Here is a 19963-nt window from a genome sequence, read left to right as displayed (position 1 = left end):
CTAATTATTAGTTAAATATTTTTCTATATAGTCTTCGTAATTCATTGATACGTCACGATAAGTTCCGTCATCAAATATTTCAATAATTCTATTTGCCACAGAAGATACAAATTGGTGATCTAGTGATGTGAACAAAATGTTTGATTTGAATGCGATTAGCCCATTGTTTACGGCCTCGATACTTTCCAAATCCAAATGGTTTGTAGGTTGGTCGAACACCAAAACATTCGCAGGTGTTACCATCATTTTTGAAAACATCATTCTAACTTTTTCACCACCGCTTAGAACGTTGGATTTCTTCAATGCTTCGTCTCCTGAAAATAGCATCTTGCCCAAGAATCCTCTGATGTGAATTTCTGATTTTTCTTCGCTGAATTGTCTCAACCAATCAATCAAATTCAAATCGCAATCTTCGAAATATTTTGTATTATCCTTTGGAAAATACGTATTAGTAATAGTTTGTCCCCACTTGTATTCTCCAGAATAATTATCATCGTTTCCGTTGATTATTTCGAAAAATTTCGTGATGGCGATTTCGTTTCCGATAAATCCAATCTTATCTCCTTTGTTGACCCTGAAAGTCAAATTGTCGATTAGTTTGCTGCCATTTTGTTCTACAGTCAAGTTGTCTACATTTAGAATTTCGTTGCCAACTTCTCTCGAAAGTTCAAATCCAACAAATGGATAACGTCTACTAGATGGTTTAATGTCATCCAACGTGATTTTATCGAGAAGTTTTTTTCTACTTGTAGCTTGCTTGGATTTTGATTTGTTGGCGGAGAATCTTTGGATAAATTCTTGTAATTCTTTAATTTTGTCTTCTTTTTTCTTGTTTTGTTCTTTTTGCATTCTAAGTGCAAGTTGACTTGATTCGTACCAGAAATCGTAGTTACCAACAAACATATTAATCTTTCCGTAGTCCACATCCACCATGTGAGTGCACACTTCATTCAAGAAATATCTATCGTGAGATACTATGATTACAATTCCTGGAAAATCCATTAGAAAGCCTTCAAGCCACAATATTGCCTTCAAATCCAAACCATTTGTAGGTTCGTCTAGTAGCAATATTCCTGGATTACCGAACAAAGCTTGCGCTAACAAAACTTTTACCTTGTCAGATTCTTTCAAATCTTTCATAAGCATATAATGTTGTTCTGTTGTAATTCCCAAACCTTGTAACAAAGATGAACTTTCCGCTTCTGCTTCATATCCTCCAAGTTCTTGGAATTCCGCTTCCAATTCCGCTGCTCTCATTCCGTCTTCATCGCTGAAATCAGGCTTCATGTATATCTCATCTTTTTCTTTTTGGATATCGTAAAGTTTCTTATTTCCCATCAAAACTGTTTCCATTACGCTGTTTTCTTCAAAAGCGTAGTGATCTTGGTTTAGTTTTGATAATCTTGTGTTCTTATCTATCGTGACATTGCCTTTTGTAGGCTCTTTTTCTCCGGATAAAATTTTGAGGAACGTTGATTTACCAGCACCATTCGCACCAATAACTCCGTAACAGTTACCTGGATTAAAAATTAGGTTAACATCCTCAAATAATTTTTTATCGGGGAATATGACACTTAAATTGTTAACTGTTAACATCTAAATCCCTCCAATACTCACATATTATACCATAAAAGTATATTCAAGTCTTGATATTACGATATTTGGATACATTTTTTAATTCAAAAACAACCATTTAATTTCGAAAAATAAATGGTTGTTGATTTAATAAATTTATATGTCGGATAATCCTTTTGGTAATTTTCCAATCGAAGCATCTTTTCCAAAATCGCATACTGCTTTAATGTAGCTTTCGATGTTTTCTATTGGAGTGTGGTCACATACGGTACATCCTGAATTTAATATGAAACCTTTTGGACTGTCTGAAGCTTTTTGCAAAATATTTTTTACTTCGTTTCTAACAGTTTGTGGGTCTGAATTCAAAAGTATATCCATAGGCGCAATATTTCCTTCGATTATCATAGAATTTCCAAGAATGTTTTTGAATTCTCCCATATCTTCTATGTTATCAAGTGAAAATCTTGAGAAATTAGTATCTTTGAAATTTTCCCAAACTTTGTCAGTTTTACCGCAAATATGAACCATTGGTTTGATTCCAGTAATTTCATAAATTGCATCTGTCAATTTTGTCAAATGAGGCTGTGCAAATTCTTCAAATTGTTTCTTACTAATTACTGTCATCGATGCAACAGGATCAGCAATTTTGAAGAAACATCCACCTATTTCGTCGGTAAAAGTTCTCACAAAATCAATGGTATAATTTGTACACAAATCTAATAATTCGTGCAAATTTTCCTTATTTTTTCTCGTATCGCGAAGAAGTTTTTCAACAGGTCTGACTCCAGAAGCTGTAGTAAATGGACCTGTAACTGCGCCGAATATTGTGATTCCATCCATTGATGATTTCGTCTTTTTTGCTTTTTCAATAAAATTGCACACAGTTTCACTGTTACTTACATCTATATTTCCCAAATTAGCCATTGATTCATATTCATCAATAGCATAATGAGATGTCAAAAAATCACCATTTTCTGTCATTCTAGTTTCGCTACCTAGAATGCTTCCAATTCCTTTTTGATCCATACCAATATACATGTAATCTATTCCATATAAAGATTTTTTGAGATGAACCATATCAGTATACAACGAAAAATCATTTATCAAATCTATTTTTGTGTATCCCATATTTGTTGCCAAAGGTGTTTCTACATCGAAAAGATCAAATGGAACAACATCCACGACATTACCATCTAAATATGACTTCAATCTTTCTGTGTAAGTCATCTTGATTAATCCTTCATCTACAAACGAAAAATACTTTTTTTTCATAAAATCCTCACTAAATTATTTTAAATTAATCTTTACAGAAGTTTCTGTTTTTTTGCAAACTCCACATTGTTTTGCTTTTGGATCTATTTTTTGTAATATTTCAAGAGATTTATCCACATCTTTTGCATCAACTACAACTACCATGCCTATTCCCATGTTGAAAGTAGAGAACATTTCTTTTGTTTCTACATTTCCCCATTTTTGAATAGCTTTGAACACAGAATCAATTTCTGATTCTTTAATATCAAATTCTATTCCGATATTTTCAGGTAACATTCTTGGTACGTTTTCGTATAATCCACCACCAGTGATGTGAGCAATCCCTTTGATTTCAACTTCTTTTAATAATGCTGAGATTTCTTTTTCGTAAATTCTCGTAGGAACCAAAAGTCTTTCTCCAACTGTAGTATCTTCGAATTTGTCGGATAATTTTACATTTGCCATATCCAATGCCGCTCTTACAAGTGAAAATCCATTGCTGTGAACTCCACTTGAAGATAGTGATATTGCAACGTCTCCTTCTTTAATTCCACTTCCATCGATTATTTTATCGCGATCTACAATACCAACTGCAAATCCCGCCAAATCATAATCATTTTCCTTGTACAATCCTGGCATTTCAGCAGTTTCTCCGCCGATTAATGCACATTCAGATTGGCTACAACCTTCTGCTACACCACGAACCAAATCCGCCATTTTTGCTGGTTTCAAGCTTCCAGTCGCAATGTAATCTAAGAAAAACAATGGCTTTGCTCCTTGGCACAAAACATCATTAACACACATTGCAACCAAATCAATACCAACTGTATCGTGTTTATCTAGTTCCATTGCTAGTTTGATTTTTGTTCCAACGCCATCAGTTCCACTAACCAATACAGGCTCTTTCATATCGGTAAGTTCTGGTTTAAATAGACCAGCAAATCCACCAATTCCTGTTAGAACTTCTTTGCCATGAGTTTTCTTTACGATTTCTTTTATAATTTGAACTTCTTCGTAGCCTTTTTCTTTATCTACACCAGAATCTTTGTAAGTTAATCCCATTATATTTCTTCTAACTCCTTGTCAGAATCAATTACGGCTTGTTTCATTTCTTCTTTGTAATCTTTTAATTTTTGAGCTAATTTTTCGTCAGATAGAGCAATCATTTGAGCTGCTAGGATAGCTGCGTTTTCTCCACCGTCGATTGCAACAGTTGCAACTGGAACTCCTTTTGGCATTTGAACGATTGAATATAATGCGTCCATTCCAGCAAGTGCAGATCCTTTTACAGGAATTCCTATAACTGGTTTTGTTGTAATTCCAGCTGTTACTCCACCCAAATGTGCTGCTTTTCCAGCGATTGTGATGTAAACTTTACAGTCGTCTTTTTCAACAGTTTCTTTTAAAACATCCAATGCTCTGTGTGCTGAAATTACTGATACTTCATAAGAAAGGCCAAATTTTTTCAACATTTTAGTAACTTTTTTTGCAACTTCAATATCTGAGCTGCTTCCCATTATTAATCTAATATCCATTTTTTGCTCCTATTTTTTTGTATAGTTTGGAGATTCTCTAGTAATAGTAATATCATGTGGATGATTTTCTACAAGTGATGCTGGAGAAATCTTCACGAATTTTGATTTTTCTTTTAATTCAATTAAGTCTTTGCTTCCTACATAACCCATACCTGAACGAAGTCCACCAACTAATTGGTACACAACTTCTGCTACAGATCCTTTGTAAGCAACTCTACCTTCTACTCCTTCTGGAACGTATTTCTTAGTGTTGTTTTGGAAATATCTGTCGCCACTTCCTGCTCTCATAGCACCAAGTGAACCCATTCCTCTGTATTCTTTGTATTGTCTACCTTCTAATACAACTAATTCTCCAGGGCTTTCTTCAGTACCAGCAAACAAGCTACCTGCCATGATAACAGATGCACCAGCTGCTAATGCTTTTGTAATATCTCCAGAATATTTAATACCACCATCGGCAATGATTGGAATATCGTATTTGTCAGCTTCTTTTGCACATTCAATTATAGCTGTCATTTGAGGAACACCGATACCTGTTACAACTCTTGTTGTACAAATAGATCCAGGTCCAATACCGACTTTAACGCAATCTGCACCTGCTTTTATTAAATCTCTTGTAGCATCTGCTGTTGCAACATTACCTGCGATAATTTGAAGATCTGGGAAAGCTTTCTTTAATTTAGTTACAGCATTCAAAACTCCTCTTGAATGACCATGAGCAGTATCGATTGTTACGACGTCAACTTTTGCATCCACTAAAGCTTGGCATCTTTCAATCATATCAGTTGTGATACCTACTGCTGCACCAACTAATAATCTTCCTTGTGAATCTCTTGCTGAATTTGGATATTGTATTGACTTTTCAACATCTTTTGTAGTGATAAGTCCTTTTAATTTGAAGTTTTCATCTACAATTGGAAGTTTTTCAATCTTGGCGTTCATCATTTTTTCCAAGGCTTCATCCATTGATATGTTTTCGTGACCTGTTATTAAATTATCCTTAGTCATAACATCTCCGATTGGAAGTTGTTCATCTTTTACGAATCTAACGTCTCTGTTAGTTAAGATTCCGACCAAAGTCATATCTTCTTTAACTATAGGTACACCGCTAATTCTGTAGTGACTCATCAATTTTAATGCATCAACGATTTTGTCATCTGCAGATAAGTAAAAAGGATCAGTAATTATTCCATTTTCTGAACGTTTAACTCTATCTACTTCTCTTGCTTGTTCTTCAATAGTCATGTTCTTGTGAATAATTCCGATCCCGCCTTGTCTCGCCATTGCGATAGCCATTTTTGACTCAGTTACAGTGTCCATTCCTGCTGACATCATAGGAATGTTCAATTCAATTTTTTTTGTTAATCTTGTTTTCAAGATAGTTTCGTTAGGTAAAACTTCTGATGGACCTGGTACTAGAAGTACGTCATCAAATGTTAATCCTTCGCCGATAAATTGCATAATACCCTCCTCATAAAATAAATAAAAACTTTGTTAAAAATTTTTAATGTTAGGAATAAATTTACCATACAAACGATAACAAGTCAAGCAAATTTATCCCAATTATTTTCTTTAAATGTATTATATCAGATATGCAAATTTTTGAGCAAGAAAAAAACGCATCAAAAAATTTTGACGCGTAAATTCCTATAATAATTCTACATCTATTTGTTCGGCAACTTCATTTATTTTACTTACATCCAACTTTTCTACTTCATAAACTCTCGCATTTAATACTCCAAGACTTATCGCCTTCAAAACTGTTTCCATGACACTTTCTCCATCATCCAAGAATTTTGCAATCCCTGCGACAGTGGCATCTCCGCTTCCAACAGTTCTTTGAATTTTGTATTGTGGAACTGTAATTTTGTACAAATTATCTTTGTATTTTAAAATAGCTCCGTATTTTCCGTTGGTAACCAAAACAATTTCAATATCATCTAACAATTTATTACTGAAAATTCCCTTCAAATAATCTGAATCTTTGTTGATGAAATCTTCTGATGAAATATCTTCTGATAAGCCAATGATTTCTTTGAATTCGTGGAAGTTAGGTTTGATAGCGTATGGTTTGTAATTATTTTCCAAAACTTTTTTCGTGACTTGTCCACTTGTATCCAAAATAATCTTGCTGTTATCTTGTAGTATTTCCATCGTTTCTTCTACGAAATTATCAGATAAACCATTCATCAAACTTCCACTGATTACAGATATGTCGTAGTTTTTTCCGATTTCTTGTATTAGTGACATGAATGTTCTTTCAAATCTCGAATCAATTTTATTGGTCTTTTCGAATATTTCAAATTGCTTGTCGCCATGAATTACTCTGATGCAGTTTCTAGTGTCGACATTTGTGAAGATAAAATCGTGCTTAATGTTCACATCATCTAATTTGTCGATTACATAATCTCCGTTACTTCCACCGATAAATCCTGTAACCATGAAATCTGCTCTCAACAAATCCAAAACTTTGGACACATTTATACCTTTGCCGCCTGGCGTCTTGTACACATCATCAACTACATTTACTCCATTAGTATCCAGCTCATCCATCTCGTAAATCACATCTATAGCAGGATTAGAAGTTATACTAAGTATCATTTTATTCTCCTCTTTATTAATTAAAATTAAGCTTTTATTTAATATACCCAAAAATTTAGCTTTTTAAATTATTTAGATAATTTTGATGTAAGGATAACCTCAGCAGCCTTCAATCCGTCGATTGCACTTGAAACAATTCCTCCAGAATATCCGCTTCCCTCACCAATTACATACAAATTATCAATATTTTCACTTCTCAATAAATCGTCTCGGTCCATTCTCACAGCACAAGAAGTTCTCGTTTCAACTCCTGTGAGTACCGCTTCATCCATCGAAAAACCGTGAAGTTTCTTGTCCATCATTTTTATCGCAGTTTTGATGTAATCTGTAACGTGTTTTGGATAAATATCGTTCAAATTACTCAAAACATATCCAGGTTTGACAGTCGGCACGACTTCACCGATTTTTTCTGATTTTTTATCGTTCATAAAATCTTTTACCAATTGAACTGGCGCATTGTAATTTGATCCTCCCAATTCAAAAGCCTTGCGTTCGATTTCTTGTTGAAATTTTATTCCGTCCAACAAATTGTGCCCGTAAGTATTCTCATCTATACCACACACAATCGCACTATTTGCATTTCTGCCGTCTCTTTTATGAAAACTCATACCATTGACACACAACTCATTTTCTTCGCTAGAAGCATTGATTACATATCCACCTGGGCACATGCAAAAAGTGTACACTCCTCTTTTGTTTTCTTCAGAATAAGAAAGTTGATAAGTCGCGCTTGGAAGATTTCTATCACATTTATATTGTGCAAAATCAATCATTTTTTGTGGATGCTCAATCCTAAATCCAACTGCAAATGGCTTGTTCGTCATTTTAATTTTATCTGCTAACATCACAGCAGTATCTCTTGAACTATTTCCAAGAGCCAAAACGTAACAATCTGATTGGAATTTTTTATCATGTGATTTTATTCCAACGCATTTTTCGTTTTCGATTTCCACATCGTCAATCAATGTATCAAATTCGAATTCGCAACCCATTTTTATAAGGTCTTTTCTCATATTCACGATTACTTTTTGTAATTCATCAGTTCCGATGTGTGGCTTGGAGTCGTACATGATTTCACTTGGAGCGCCGTAGTCGACAAATGTCTTCAAAACTTCCCTGACTCTTTTGTCTTTGGAGCGTGCCGTTAATTTCCCGTCAGAAAAAGTTCCAGCTCCACCTTCACCAAATTGCACGTTACTGTTCGTGTTTAGCTCTCCAGTTTCCAAGAAATGTTCGATATCATCAACTCTTTTTGATACCTCACTTCCTCGTTCAATAACCTTGACCTCTGCTCTATTTTTCGCTAATAAATACGCACAAAACAACCCTGCAGGTCCACTTCCCACAACTGTGACGCTTTTCGAATTATCTACATCTTCTAATCTAAAATCTTCTTCAAAATATTTCTCACAATTCTTGATTGATTTGATCTTTTTATCAGACAAGTCGACATCAACGATAACTTGATAATTGAACAGAATCCCCTTTCTCGCATCGATGGATTTTCTGTAAATCTCGTAGTCGAAGTTTTTCATTCCAATCATATTGGAGATTTTTTTCTTCAATTCGTTCTCATCGTCATTTTCCAATTTTATATTTCTAATAATAATCATAATTTTCTCTCTTTCGTTTGCTACTTGTATTATATCATTATTTAAATAGAATTATTTATTAGCAAATCATAATGATTTTTAAAAATTAACTTAAAAAACTGCCTACCTTAGTAGACAGCTCTCATTTTATTTTTCTTCAAATATTTCCTCTAATATATCTATCGCATCGTTCACAGCTTGTGGACATTTTTTTTGCATTGTGTTTTCTTGTTCGATTTTTTCGAGATTTTCTGCTATATTATCTCCCAATATTTCTTCGCAAATTATCGTTGATTGTTTTTCCTTGAATTTGGTATCGAATTCGAACATTTTTTTGATAAGTTCGACTTTCTTCTCGCCTTCATTTGGCTTAGAATGGCCGTATTTGATCCCCAAAACCATGTAGGCACCAGTTACTGCTCCACAAGTCATTCCCTTGTACATACCACCTGTAAATGGCGATGCGACTTTTGTAAGAAGTTTTTTGTCAACTCCCAAATCATCTGCAAAATATCTCAATACAACTTGTGCGCAATCTATCCCTTCAGTAAATTGTTGCCAAATTTCTTCATTCGTTAATTTATTCATCCAATGCACCTCCACAACTTGAACCACTTCCTGCAGTACATCCGTAGCAATAATCTTTACACACGATTTCTCTGGACAAATCATCAACATCAATCAAATCTTTGATGTTTTTATAATCTTTCATTGGCACTTTTTCTGCTAAATGAAAGTCGCAATCGTGAAGATTTCCCAAACTATCCACAGAAATTTGGAATCTGCACATGATATTTTCAACAGTTTCTTCGTTGTAATTATCTTCCAACAATTTCATATAATCTTCGTATTCGCCTTTTTCGATTAAGAAATCTCTGAAATATCCAATAGGCATATTTGTAATTGTAAACAAATTACTGAACACAACATCTTTCTTTTTTAATTCGCGTTCGTAATCTGATTGAAGATTGGATTGTTCTGGTGGCAAGAATCCTCCAAGTGGATTGTAAACCAAATCCAACTCTTTTTCAGTGCCGTATCCCATTTCGTTAAGCTTCTTCAAGTTAGCTATGACTTTGTCGAACACTCCATCTCCTCTTTGGCTGTCGACATTATCTTGAGTGTAGCATGGAAGAGATACGACAATTTTGATTTTTTCTTTGTCAAATAAATCCATTAATTCTTTGTTTTTTTCGATATCTGTTGCATTCGTACGAATAATAAGTTCGTCTACTCTTTTCAAACATTCCTTCATAAACCTCACGATTTCTGGATGTGTTGTCGGTTCTCCGCCTGTAATATCCACAGTTTTCATCTTGTGATTATCCAAAAATTTAAGGCAGTCTTGCATAGTTTCCTTGGACATTTCTAAATTTTCACTGTTTTTCATAATGTGACAGTGTTTACAACGCAAATTACATTTTTCAGTAATATTTAATTGTAGAGTTGTAATGTCACCTGTTTTCTTAAATTTTTCTGATATTCTATCTTCGAATCTCATTTTCTCCCCCTAAATTTCCCCTTTAATGCATTTTTGAAAAAGCTTGGATCGCATTTTTCATCTATGCCAACCATTTTACTTACAAAATGGTGCACTTCATTATTTGCCACAAACTTGGATGAACAAGTTGCGCAATAAGTATACATTTTTTCGTTTTTGATGGAGTTTTGCATTTGTGTTGCGATGTCTTTTTCGCTTTTTCCTGCAATTCCACCAGCACCACAGCAGTTTGTACTTATGTATTTATTGTTAAATCCTTTGATATGTCGTTTGATTTCTTCAAACATTATATGATTATACCTGTCAGAACATGGGAAGAACACATTCACTTCCTCATCAATGTCTTGTATCATATCTCTTTCTTCAAGCCATTTGAAAATCGTGATAACTTCTACTGACAAATTTTTGTAGAATTTGTGGAAACAGTTTGGACACACGCACACAATTCTTTCCACTTCTTTGTCTTGGAGTTCTTTCTCAAGTCTTTCCATATAATTATTTTCAAATCCCGTAAAATCACTTGGAAGATTGCAACAATCAATTGAATAATCAAATCCTTCTTTGTTGAACAATTCCATTAAATATTTTGTTGTGTCTGGATAAAATGCTGGAAAATTACAGCCCAAATACAACAAGTCTTTTGTTTTTCTTTTAGATTTGTTTTTGAAGAAATAATTTTCTTTTTGTTTTTTCACAGATTCAAATTTTGGATTTTGTTTTCTTAAAATAAGAGAAATCTTTTTTCCATCCAAATCAACTGGACACACTGCTTTACATTTTTGACACAAGAAACAAGAAAACGCCAAGTCTTGTCTGTCTGCAAAATCTTTCAAATTAATCTTGTATTTTGTCAAAAAAGGGCAGTTCTTCGTACATTTACCGCAATCAATACACTTATCTTTTACTTCTTGTAAGTAATCATTTGTACTTTTGTTTGATATCATCTACGCTTTCCCCCTTGCGATACATATATTGGCATTTTTGCATCATCCACATAGTCCTAAAAGGACCATTTTTTTGAAATCTACGCGATGAAGAATATATCTTCATTTTTGATAGGAAGATTGTGTATCCTTTTTCCTTTACCCTAATCGAAAAATCGTAATCTTCCATTAAATCTATGTTTTTGAATCCACCCATCTCGTCGTAAAACTCTCTCGTAAAAAACATCCCCTGATCTCCGAATGCTATGTTTCTTTGTCTGACACGATTACTGGAATTAAATGCCACAATTTGCATTATGAACTGTTTTGGAACAAAGGAAATACTGAAACAACCCATTTTATAATTTTCTAAAATTGATTTGATTTCTTCTTTTGGATTTTCTCTAAAAAAAGTATCCGCATGAAGAATCAAAATTATTTCCCCATTTGAATTTAAAATTCCATTTATAATTTGATTGCCACGACCTTTGATGCTTTTGATTGGATTATATCCGCGTTTTTTTATTTTTTCAAACGTATCGTCATCGCCACTCACGCTGAAAATCACCTCGAACTCATCATCAAAAACATCCAGACGATCGATGAACTTGTCTATGTTATCAGATTCGTTATACACCGGCACTATTACTGAAATCATTCGCTTTTATAAACTCCCATATATTATCCAAAAATTCATCCGACAAATACGCTTTTATCTTCTCAAAAGTAAATCCATTATCCCTGTTTTCATCAACATATTGAGTGTATGCCATTGAGCACCAAGTTATTCCTCTGAGACACGTAAACAGCAAATATTTTACGAATTTTTCCCTGTCTACTTTTGTTTTTGATAATTTATCGTATTCATCTAAGAAATCATCCATTGTGTCGTTGTCAAAAATTACATCTGTCTTCCAAAAAGTCGTCGTCGGTGCCAAAAAGTGCGCCAAATCTTGTTCACGCTCTCCTATAATCGGCTTTTCCCAATCTATAACGTAAGATTTATCTCCTATGATAAAATTTTTATTGTTGAGTTCAGTGTTGATAAGACATGGATTTTGAAGTGAAGAAGTAAGTCCCAGATTTTTGATGTATTTGAGCATATCTGAAATTTTTTCTTCGGTATTATTGTTTTTCTTGTGCCATTTTTGATAATGAGAAAACATCTGCGTAAATTCGTCGAACATCATCTCAAAAGGACTGTCCGCTTTTATAAAATCTTGTCCAATAACATCCAGTGAGTGAATTTGTGAAAGTAAATATGCTGCGATTTTTAAATCAGTATGATAATCCAAATCCCTTCCTATCAAATATTCTTCAATAAGATAAGAAATCCCTGATAATTCATCTTTTTTCAAATCGTAAGCCTTGGCTGTTACATTTGATTTTTCTAAAAATTTGAGAGCCTTGTATTCGTATTCAATTTGATTATCCAAATGCATTTGTGAGCCACGCGCGATTCTTATCAAATAATCATCATCTATTAGATAATTTGAATTGTACTCGCCTTTACCAAGTAATTTCACGTTGTTTGATTTGGATATGTATTTTACAAAATCAATGTCAGTGTCAATATCGTGGGTTTCTTTCAGTTTATAATAAGACAAATCATGTTCAATCAAACTATTTTCCAAATCATTTTCTACATTTGGATTGGAGTATTTTTTGTTTTCAAACAAAACATCGTGTGATTTTTTCATCCCAATCAAACTGTAGCCGCCATCTTCTGTCGGGCTGAATACTACGTCATAATCCTCTAATTTATCAAAAGCTTCATCAAAAATTTCACCATCAAAATCAATGATATCTGAGCCAATTAAAACCACCTTGGAATATCCTCGTGACAAAACTTCTTTTATGGAATTTTTCATCCTTTGACCAATATCATCTCCAGTTTGTCTGATACAATCATAAGGAGAATTTTTCGTGTAATCTTCAAATAATTCGTCTGGCGTTAGAGATAAGAAAACTTTGTATTTTTTGATAATATTTACGTTTTTATTAATCAAATTGCCGCTGAATTTTATTCTTTCATTTTCTGATAAAATAGTCGACAATCTAGTTTTAGAATTTTTATTTGGAATTTTGGTCATCAAAATTACTGCGTTCATTTTATCTCCTGTAAAAAAAGCGGCCCAAAATATGAGCCGCTTAAATTTTAAAAATTATTTTACTAATTCGTAGTCGTGTTCTTTAGTTCCATCTAAAGAGTTGAATACGTCTTTGTTTCCTCTTTCAACTAATTTTTGAGCTAATTGACCAGATTTATTTCCAGAATAGCAATAAGTGTAAACTGGTTTATCTGTAGGAATTTCTGATAATCTTGCATCAGCTTCATCTAAAGGCATGCTGATAGCATTTTTGATGTGACCTTTGTCATAATCTTTCTTATCTCTTACATCAACTATAACGTTGTTTGTATCTTCAGAAGCTTTTACTAAATCAGCTGGTAAAATGTTAGCAAATTTAACTAATTTGTATTCAAATTTCTTAACGCCTTCTGCGTTTGTAACATCTTTGAATCCATTGTTAACTAAAACTTCAGCAGCTTTTTGGCTCTTCTTACCGCTGTTGCAAATTGTAATTACAGCTTTGTCTTTGTAAGCATCTAATTTTGAAACTTCTTGTTCGAAAGTGTCGATTGGCATGTTAATAGCCCATTTAACGTGACCTTGGTCATATTCATCTTTGCTTCTAACATCAACAACCAATACAGTTTCTTTTTTCTTCTTGTCTTGTTCGATGGCTTCAAGATCTGCGCCCTTCATTTCTTTGATTGCAGCTTTTTCTTCTGATTTGTTTTCAGTTTTTTGTTCTGTTTTAGCATTATTGTCAGCTGGTTTTTCTGTATTATTTGAACATCCAGTAACAGTTAAAGCTGATACTAATGCTAAAGTTAATAAAAGTTTTTTCACTATAAATTCCTCCTAAAAATCTTTTCGATAATATTGTATCATACACATACTTCGAAACCCAAGGGTTATTTATTGAAATTTTCTATAAATGGATTGTTAAAGATTTTTGAGAAATATTTTTCTATATATTTTATTATCTGTTTTTATCCTTTATTCCACAACTTATAGCATCAACTGGACAGGCGTTTTTGCATCTAGCACATCTGATGCATTCTTTGTGATTGCAATTTTTAGTAGGATCGATGTTCATTTGACACACTTTCTTACATCTTCCACAACTTATACATTTATCTTTGTCCAATCTATATTTGAAAATAGAAATCGGATTGAAAAACGAATAAATCGCACCCAAAGGACAAATATATTTACAGAAAGGTCTATAAATTATTATTGAAAGTAAAATTGTAATTATTAGAATACTTCCTTTCCAATAATACAAAAACCCAATCGCACCTCTCATGCTTTTATTGAGCAGTACCAGAGGAATTCCACCTTCAAGCATTCCTATTGGACAAATAAGTTTACAAAAATACGGCGATCCTTGTCCCAAAATATCAACCAAGAACATCGGCAAAATTATTACGAAAATTAGCAAAATAAAATATTTTAATTTTCTCAAATGTTTATCGTATTTGAAAGTTTTTATTTTTTTGAAAAAAGGAATTTTGTACAGTAAATCCTGAATCAATCCAAATGGACACAACCATCCACACACAAATCTTCCCATCAATGCGCCAATAAAAAACAAAAATCCGACTATGTAATAGCTAAACTTGAAATTTGAATTTCCAATTACAGCCTGTAACGAACCTATTGGACAACTTCCTTTTGCTCCAGGGCACGAATAACAATTCATGCCCGGAACACAGATTTTTTTCAAATTTCCGCCGTAAATTTTCCCGGTTTTAAATCCCTCAACATAAGAATTTGTAATCAAAAACCACAGTGATTGGAAAGCGTGTCTGAAATTATCCATTACTTTGTACTTATTTTTCTTATCTCCAAACTTTAGTAAATTTTTTATTTTATCCAATTCCAATACACTCCATGCAAATTCTTATAGCCTTATCCAACACGACTTTGACTTCACCGTTGTTGTATCCGTAATAAATCATACCAACTGATAAACACAAAATCATGACCGAAAATACTCGACTATGAATAAATTTTTTGTACATTTGAATCACCAATTTTATTTGCTTTTCAAATTAGCCAATTCTTTTTCGATAACTTGTTTCCATTCTTCTTTTGATTTTGCGCCAGAATAAGTTTCTCCGACGATGTTTCCTTTTTTATCTACGAAGAAAGTTTCGGGCATCGCTTGAATTCCGTTTAATCTGCCGTTAAAATTCGATTTGTCTGGCATCAAGAACGGATATGAAGCTTTTGTTTTTTCTTGGATTAATTTTGATTTTTGCAATGCATCATTATTAGTGCCATTATCATCTACAGTATCTGTAACAACACCTACAATGTTTACTCCTTTGGATTTCATTTCTTTGGAAACTTCCGATAAATCTGGAATTTCGTTCACACAAGCACTACACCAAGTTGCAAACACATTTACCATTGTAAGATCGTATTTTTCAAAATCTTTGCTTGTAAATTGTTTGCCATTGATATCTTTTGTAGATAAATTACCTAATCCCTTCACAGATTTTTTGTCAAATGCTTCTGTGTTTTCCAAATCAGTTTTTTCAGATAATACAAATCCATTTTCAGGACGTGGTTTTTTATCTATAATATCGATTTGAGTTTGGGCGAATTCTTTTGCAAAACCTTCGTCCATTTTACCTTTTGAACTTATGTAGTAAGTGAACTTACCATCTTTGGATTCGCCAATTTTCTTGTGATTGTCACATTTTGTAATCTTGGAAATGTCAGCTTCAGACATTTTTTTATCAAACATTCCAATAGTGCCGACTCTTTCCAATTCTTTTTGCCATTTTTCGTATCCATCACCCATTTTATCCACTACTGCATTTTTTTGTTCTTCAGTTAATTTGCTGAAAGTAAGCATAGCGTATTTCAATTCTTTGTCGATTGGACTTTGTTCATCCAACATCGCAATCTTCTTATTCGTCATATCTTTTTTAACTTGTTCTGGAAGTTTGAACTTCAATCCCAAAAACTCATACACGAATTCATCTTTTGGTTGTAATGAATAATCAGCAGGTTTGAATTTTTCGTTTTCTTGTTTTTTATCGTTTTTCATACCAGCCTCTTTTGGACTAACCACCTTTGAATCTTTGCCTGTATTTCCACTAGATTTTTGACATCCAACTGCTCCAACGCTAAAACACAAAGCTAGTAGCAAAGTTGTTCCTTTTAATACATTTTTTCTCATAATTTCCTCCATAAAATATCTAAGGTAATTTTTAGATAACACGGTCTCGTGTGATCTGATATTATATTACGATAGTTTTGTGAAATGCTTGTGAAACAAAAAATAATGCGTCTTTTAAAACGCATTATCATTTATTTAAAATTCCTATATAATTTTGTGTTAAACTTCAGTGCTGATTATTCCGATAGCAACGCTGCCATATCCTGAATGGCAAACTAATACCGGAGATAATACTTCGATATCAAAAGGTATATTATTTTCGGTTTTTAGTTCGTCGTAAATTTCACTGGATTCTTTTTCAGAATCTGCATGTACTACAAAAAACTCATGGGATTTGTCTGATTTGTTTTTTTCTGAATTTAAGAGCCTCATCATATTTTTAATTGCTCTTTTCTTGCCGATAACTTTATCTACTATGTCTAGTTTACCATTTTCCAATTTCAATATAGGTTTTAGACTTAAAGCACTTCCAATTAATCTCTTGGATTTACTAATTCTTCCACCTTTTTCAAGATATTTTAAAGTGTCCACTAACAAGAAAACTTTTGAAGTCAATTTTATTTTGTTTATATAATCTTCTATTTCATCCAGGGATTTATCTTGATGAACCATTTCAATTGCCTTGTTAATCAAAATTGCCTGACCGAGAGAAGCCGATAAGCTATCGATAACTCTTATGTCGACATCATATTCTTCTTGAATAATTTTCTTGGCAATCTCTGCTGATTGGTACGAGCCACTCAACTCGGATGTTATTGTGAAACATATTATGTCACATCCTTGTTTCGCAGCTTTTTCAAATTCAATTTTGTAGTCGTCAGGACTTGGTTGAGAAGTTTTTGCAAAAAAATGTGAATCGTTCTTCATCATTTCCAACAACTCTTCTGATTGTATATCAATTTTATCTTTAAGTGATGTATCTTCGTTTATTATTATGTTAAATGGAACAATTCCTATGTTATTTTGTTCCGTATAGGCTTTTTTCAAATCGCAAGCTGAATCTGATATAATTTTTATCATTTGCCCCTCCTAATTAATTTTTTTAATGATAACATTTATTGTTCAAGCGGTCAATTATATGTAATATAAATATATAAACTTGATTGAATTTAATAATTTATAAATTATCAAATAAAACCATTGCTCGAAAGCTAATTTTTTATCAATTAATTTTCAAACAAAAAAATCTATTATCAAGCGACTAACTTAATAATAGATTCGTGAATTTTTGATTAACTTTTCTTTACAAATTTATGTCCACAATGAGGACAAGTTACTTTGATTTTGCCTTTATTTCTTGGAATTTTCATTTCCTTTTTGCAGTTTGGACATTTAATGTATTTCTTATCCTTGGAATTTGCTGCTCTAATTTTATATTTTTCGAAAAAATCCGTCATAGGTTTTACAGCTTTTGCAAATTTTTGATTTTCAATCATTCGTTGATATTTATTAACAGAAAAAACTCTGAAAATTCCGAAATACACAATCAAAATCATCGTAATGATCTCTATAACTCTATTTTTAAATTTTAAATTAATAAAAGAAAGTATCAGAGCGAATACTATCATTGTTTTTGAGAAAAAATCCACTCCGTAAACTTTTTGCAAATAATTTTTAATTTTATCTTTCATCAATATCCCTCGTCACATATTCTAAAGTTTTTGCAATATCGTCATGAATCACGATATTTGCCATATTATCGTAGCTTGTACGATCTAGATTAATTAGTATCAAATTATCTCCTCGAAAATAATTGATAAGACCACTTGCAGGATACACAACAAGCGAACTTCCAGCTACAATCATCGTGTCTGCCTTGTTAATCCAATTTATTGCTTTTGCAAATTCACTTTGTGGTGGAACTTCTCCATACAATGTGACATCCGGACGCACAACGCCGCCACATTTTTCACATTTGCAAGGTCTGTTTTGTTTGTAATAGTCCAAATCGTATTTTGCACCGCAATTTACACAGTAATAATCTCTCAAATTCCCGTGAATTTCTGCGATATTTTTCGTACCAGCCATCGTATCCAGGCTGTCGATGTTTTGTGTGATAACGCCGAGTAATTTGTTTGCTTTTTCTAATTTCCTCAAAGAAAGATGTGCATTATTCGGCTTTACTCCATCGATAATCAAATTTTCCAAAACATAATCTTGAAACAAATCTGGATGTGTCACAAAAAATTCATGGCTCAACATATATTCCGGCGAAAAATCGCTGTCGTTTTTCTTGTTGTAAAGTCCAGTTGCAGATCTAAAATCTGGAATTCCAGATGCAGTGGACACTCCTGCCCCACCGAAAAACACGATTTTGTCACTTTGTTCTACAATTTGTTTTAATCTTTCAACATCATTCATTATTTATCGCTTCCCTTGCTTTTCTTTCTTGAAATCTCATTGAAACCGCCAATATCATCACCGATAAAAATATCATGAAACAGCCCAGCAATCTTCTTGGGTCTGTAGTTTCGTTAAATAAAATAATTCCTAATATTACTGATGTAATTGGTTCCAATGTCGAAAAAATCGTGTACGTACTGACACCTGCATTCACAATCGAAAGTTGGATGAAAAGCGTACCAAATACGGACACCAATATCGAAATCACAAATGCAATAATCCACGCATATCTTGATAAAGACAATGTAAAATCTCCAGTAATAAGTCCAAATATAAAAAGCATCGTCGAGTTAATCGTACAATTATAAAATGTGACCTTGACGCTGTCCATGTTTTTAAGTCCAGATACATCCATGTAAATCAAATAAAAAGAATAAGTACAACCAGATGCCACTGCCAAGAACATTCCCAATGGAAAATTATTGCTTCCGCCTACATTATTTGCGAGCAAAATTACTCCAATAATCGATGCAATAAGTGAGACGAATTTGTATTTCGTCATTTTTTCATTCAAAAACATAACTGAATACACTGTTACAATTGTCGGAAAAATAAAATGGATTGAAGTTGCAAGCCCAACGGAAATGTATTGGTACGATGCGTAGAGCATTGTCATAGTGATACAACCACCAATGCTACACATTAAAATTAGTTTTTTTAGTTCTTGTTTTGTAACTTTGAGGCTGATATTTCTGCTTTTCAATGAAATCGCCAAAAAAGGAATTACGAAAAATCCTCTCAAAAAAGAAGTCATAATTACGTTACTTCCATTGCTCAAAGTTTCTCTGACCATAATCGGAGTAAACCCGAAAATCAACGCCGAGATTATGGCAAACATCATTCCCCTAGCTTTTCTCACTATTTATAACACTCCTTTTTTACGCATTTATTATCTTCATAATAAAGCACAATTTCAGAATATTTTCCATCGTAAATAGCGAAAATTTCATCCATAGAATCGCTATGACCATCCATGTTTTTTAGTTCTTCGTAATCTATAAATTCCAACGTACCTTCGATATTTTCTTTTACCAATTCTCCAGAAAAATCATCGGTCTCGTACAAAAACCCTACAATTCTGTCGTTGTTGTCCATGTCATACCAACTAATCATTCCAATATATCTAATATTTTCAACATCCAGATTAGTTTCTTCCTTCGCTTCTCTGATAACAGAATCTGTTATTGATTCCATTTTTTCGACATGGCCTCCTGGAAAAGTCAATCCTTCCCAGCCGTATTTTTTAACTTTATCTAAAACCAAAACATCATTTCCACGATTTATTTTGATCATATTGCACAAAATATTTTCCATAAATAC

At 33.0% G+C, this 19963-nt stretch carries 21 protein-coding genes; all 21 read right to left on the bottom strand.

Annotated elements, in window-relative coordinates; genetic code table 11:
* Positions 1 to 1596, bottom strand: coding sequence for an ABC-F family ATP-binding cassette domain-containing protein (locus tag FMG_RS01680; RefSeq protein ID WP_012290321.1), 1596 nt, complete (start codon positions 1594 to 1596; stop codon positions 1 to 3).
* 135 nt (positions 1597 to 1731) lie between these two features.
* Positions 1732 to 2847 (bottom strand): uroporphyrinogen decarboxylase family protein, encoded by a 1116-nt coding sequence (locus tag FMG_RS01675; protein WP_012290320.1) that lies wholly within the window; start codon positions 2845 to 2847, stop codon positions 1732 to 1734.
* A gap of 15 nt (positions 2848 to 2862) precedes the next feature.
* Positions 2863 to 3888 carry a phosphoribosylformylglycinamidine cyclo-ligase gene (gene purM / locus FMG_RS01670; RefSeq protein WP_012290319.1) on the bottom strand — a complete coding sequence of 342 codons (1026 nt, stop codon included), beginning with the start codon at positions 3886 to 3888 and terminating at the stop codon, positions 2863 to 2865.
* Positions 3888 to 4361 carry a 5-(carboxyamino)imidazole ribonucleotide mutase gene (gene purE, locus FMG_RS01665; protein WP_002839814.1) on the bottom strand — a complete coding sequence of 158 codons (474 nt, stop codon included), beginning with the start codon at positions 4359 to 4361 and terminating at the stop codon, positions 3888 to 3890. Before purE ends, purM begins: the two co-directional genes overlap by 1 nt.
* Positions 4362 to 4370: 9 nt before the next feature.
* A complete protein-coding gene (gene guaB / locus FMG_RS01660) occupies positions 4371 to 5822 on the bottom strand; it encodes an IMP dehydrogenase (protein WP_002839706.1) in 1452 nt (483 codons plus the stop codon).
* Positions 5823 to 6008: 186 nt separating this feature from the next.
* Entirely contained in the window at positions 6009 to 6962 is a 954-nt protein-coding gene (locus FMG_RS01655; RefSeq protein ID WP_012290318.1) for a 1-phosphofructokinase family hexose kinase, read from the bottom strand.
* A 68-nt stretch (positions 6963 to 7030) separates the two neighbouring features.
* Positions 7031 to 8575 (bottom strand): NAD(P)/FAD-dependent oxidoreductase, encoded by a 1545-nt coding sequence (locus FMG_RS01650; RefSeq protein WP_012290317.1) that lies wholly within the window; start codon positions 8573 to 8575, stop codon positions 7031 to 7033.
* 126 nt (positions 8576 to 8701) lie between these two features.
* Positions 8702 to 9142: a C-GCAxxG-C-C family protein gene (locus tag FMG_RS01645; protein WP_041250576.1), complete on the bottom strand. Its 441-nt coding sequence runs from the start codon at positions 9140 to 9142 to the stop codon at positions 8702 to 8704.
* A complete protein-coding gene (arsS, locus tag FMG_RS01640) occupies positions 9135 to 10055 on the bottom strand; it encodes an arsenosugar biosynthesis radical SAM (seleno)protein ArsS (protein WP_012290315.1) in 921 nt (306 codons plus the stop codon). The genes FMG_RS01645 and arsS overlap by 8 nt, the downstream gene beginning before the upstream one ends.
* The gene (locus FMG_RS01635) at positions 10052 to 10999 is read right to left on the bottom strand and encodes a (Fe-S)-binding protein (protein ID WP_012290314.1); all 948 of its coding nucleotides are present in this window, start codon (positions 10997 to 10999) and stop codon (positions 10052 to 10054) included. The genes arsS and FMG_RS01635 overlap by 4 nt, the downstream gene beginning before the upstream one ends.
* Entirely contained in the window at positions 10974 to 11636 is a 663-nt protein-coding gene (locus FMG_RS01630) for a TIGR04283 family arsenosugar biosynthesis glycosyltransferase (protein WP_012290313.1), read from the bottom strand. Before FMG_RS01630 ends, FMG_RS01635 begins: the two co-directional genes overlap by 26 nt.
* Positions 11608 to 13089 (bottom strand): TIGR04282 family arsenosugar biosynthesis glycosyltransferase, encoded by a 1482-nt coding sequence (locus tag FMG_RS01625; RefSeq protein WP_012290312.1) that lies wholly within the window; start codon positions 13087 to 13089, stop codon positions 11608 to 11610. Before FMG_RS01625 ends, FMG_RS01630 begins: the two co-directional genes overlap by 29 nt.
* 54 nt (positions 13090 to 13143) lie before the next feature.
* On the bottom strand, positions 13144 to 13893 hold the full coding sequence (locus FMG_RS01620) for a rhodanese-like domain-containing protein (protein WP_012290311.1): 750 nt from the start codon (positions 13891 to 13893) through the stop codon (positions 13144 to 13146).
* Positions 13894 to 14026: 133 nt separating this feature from the next.
* Entirely contained in the window at positions 14027 to 14926 is a 900-nt protein-coding gene (locus FMG_RS01615; protein WP_041250642.1) for a 4Fe-4S binding protein, read from the bottom strand.
* Positions 14919 to 15071: a CD1871A family CXXC motif-containing protein gene (locus tag FMG_RS09775; protein WP_002841292.1), complete on the bottom strand. Its 153-nt coding sequence runs from the start codon at positions 15069 to 15071 to the stop codon at positions 14919 to 14921. Before FMG_RS09775 ends, FMG_RS01615 begins: the two co-directional genes overlap by 8 nt.
* 14 nt (positions 15072 to 15085) lie before the next feature.
* Complete coding sequence (locus FMG_RS01605; RefSeq protein ID WP_012290309.1) at positions 15086 to 16240, bottom strand: TlpA disulfide reductase family protein; 1155 nt, start codon at positions 16238 to 16240, stop codon at positions 15086 to 15088.
* Positions 16241 to 16399: 159 nt separating this feature from the next.
* The gene (locus FMG_RS01600) at positions 16400 to 17260 is read right to left on the bottom strand and encodes a DegV family protein (RefSeq protein WP_012290308.1); all 861 of its coding nucleotides are present in this window, start codon (positions 17258 to 17260) and stop codon (positions 16400 to 16402) included.
* A 212-nt stretch (positions 17261 to 17472) separates the two neighbouring features.
* Positions 17473 to 17871, bottom strand: coding sequence for a hypothetical protein (locus tag FMG_RS01595; protein ID WP_041250575.1), 399 nt, complete (start codon positions 17869 to 17871; stop codon positions 17473 to 17475).
* Positions 17861 to 18601: an NAD-dependent protein deacylase gene (locus tag FMG_RS01590; RefSeq protein ID WP_004166915.1), complete on the bottom strand. Its 741-nt coding sequence runs from the start codon at positions 18599 to 18601 to the stop codon at positions 17861 to 17863. Before FMG_RS01590 ends, FMG_RS01595 begins: the two co-directional genes overlap by 11 nt.
* The gene (locus tag FMG_RS01585) at positions 18594 to 19502 is read right to left on the bottom strand and encodes a DMT family transporter (RefSeq protein ID WP_004166935.1); all 909 of its coding nucleotides are present in this window, start codon (positions 19500 to 19502) and stop codon (positions 18594 to 18596) included. Before FMG_RS01585 ends, FMG_RS01590 begins: the two co-directional genes overlap by 8 nt.
* Positions 19502 to 19957 (bottom strand): 8-oxo-dGTP diphosphatase, encoded by a 456-nt coding sequence (locus FMG_RS01580; RefSeq protein ID WP_002839758.1) that lies wholly within the window; start codon positions 19955 to 19957, stop codon positions 19502 to 19504. The genes FMG_RS01585 and FMG_RS01580 overlap by 1 nt, the downstream gene beginning before the upstream one ends.
* Between the last annotated feature and the right edge of the window lie 6 nt (positions 19958 to 19963).

It is taken from the genome of Finegoldia magna ATCC 29328 (assembly GCF_000010185.1).
In the GTDB taxonomy this organism is placed as follows: Bacteria; Bacillota; Clostridia; order Tissierellales; family Peptoniphilaceae; genus Finegoldia; species Finegoldia magna_H.
Note: the sequence above shows the minus strand (reverse complement) of the source record. Positions and strands in the feature narration are given on the sequence as shown.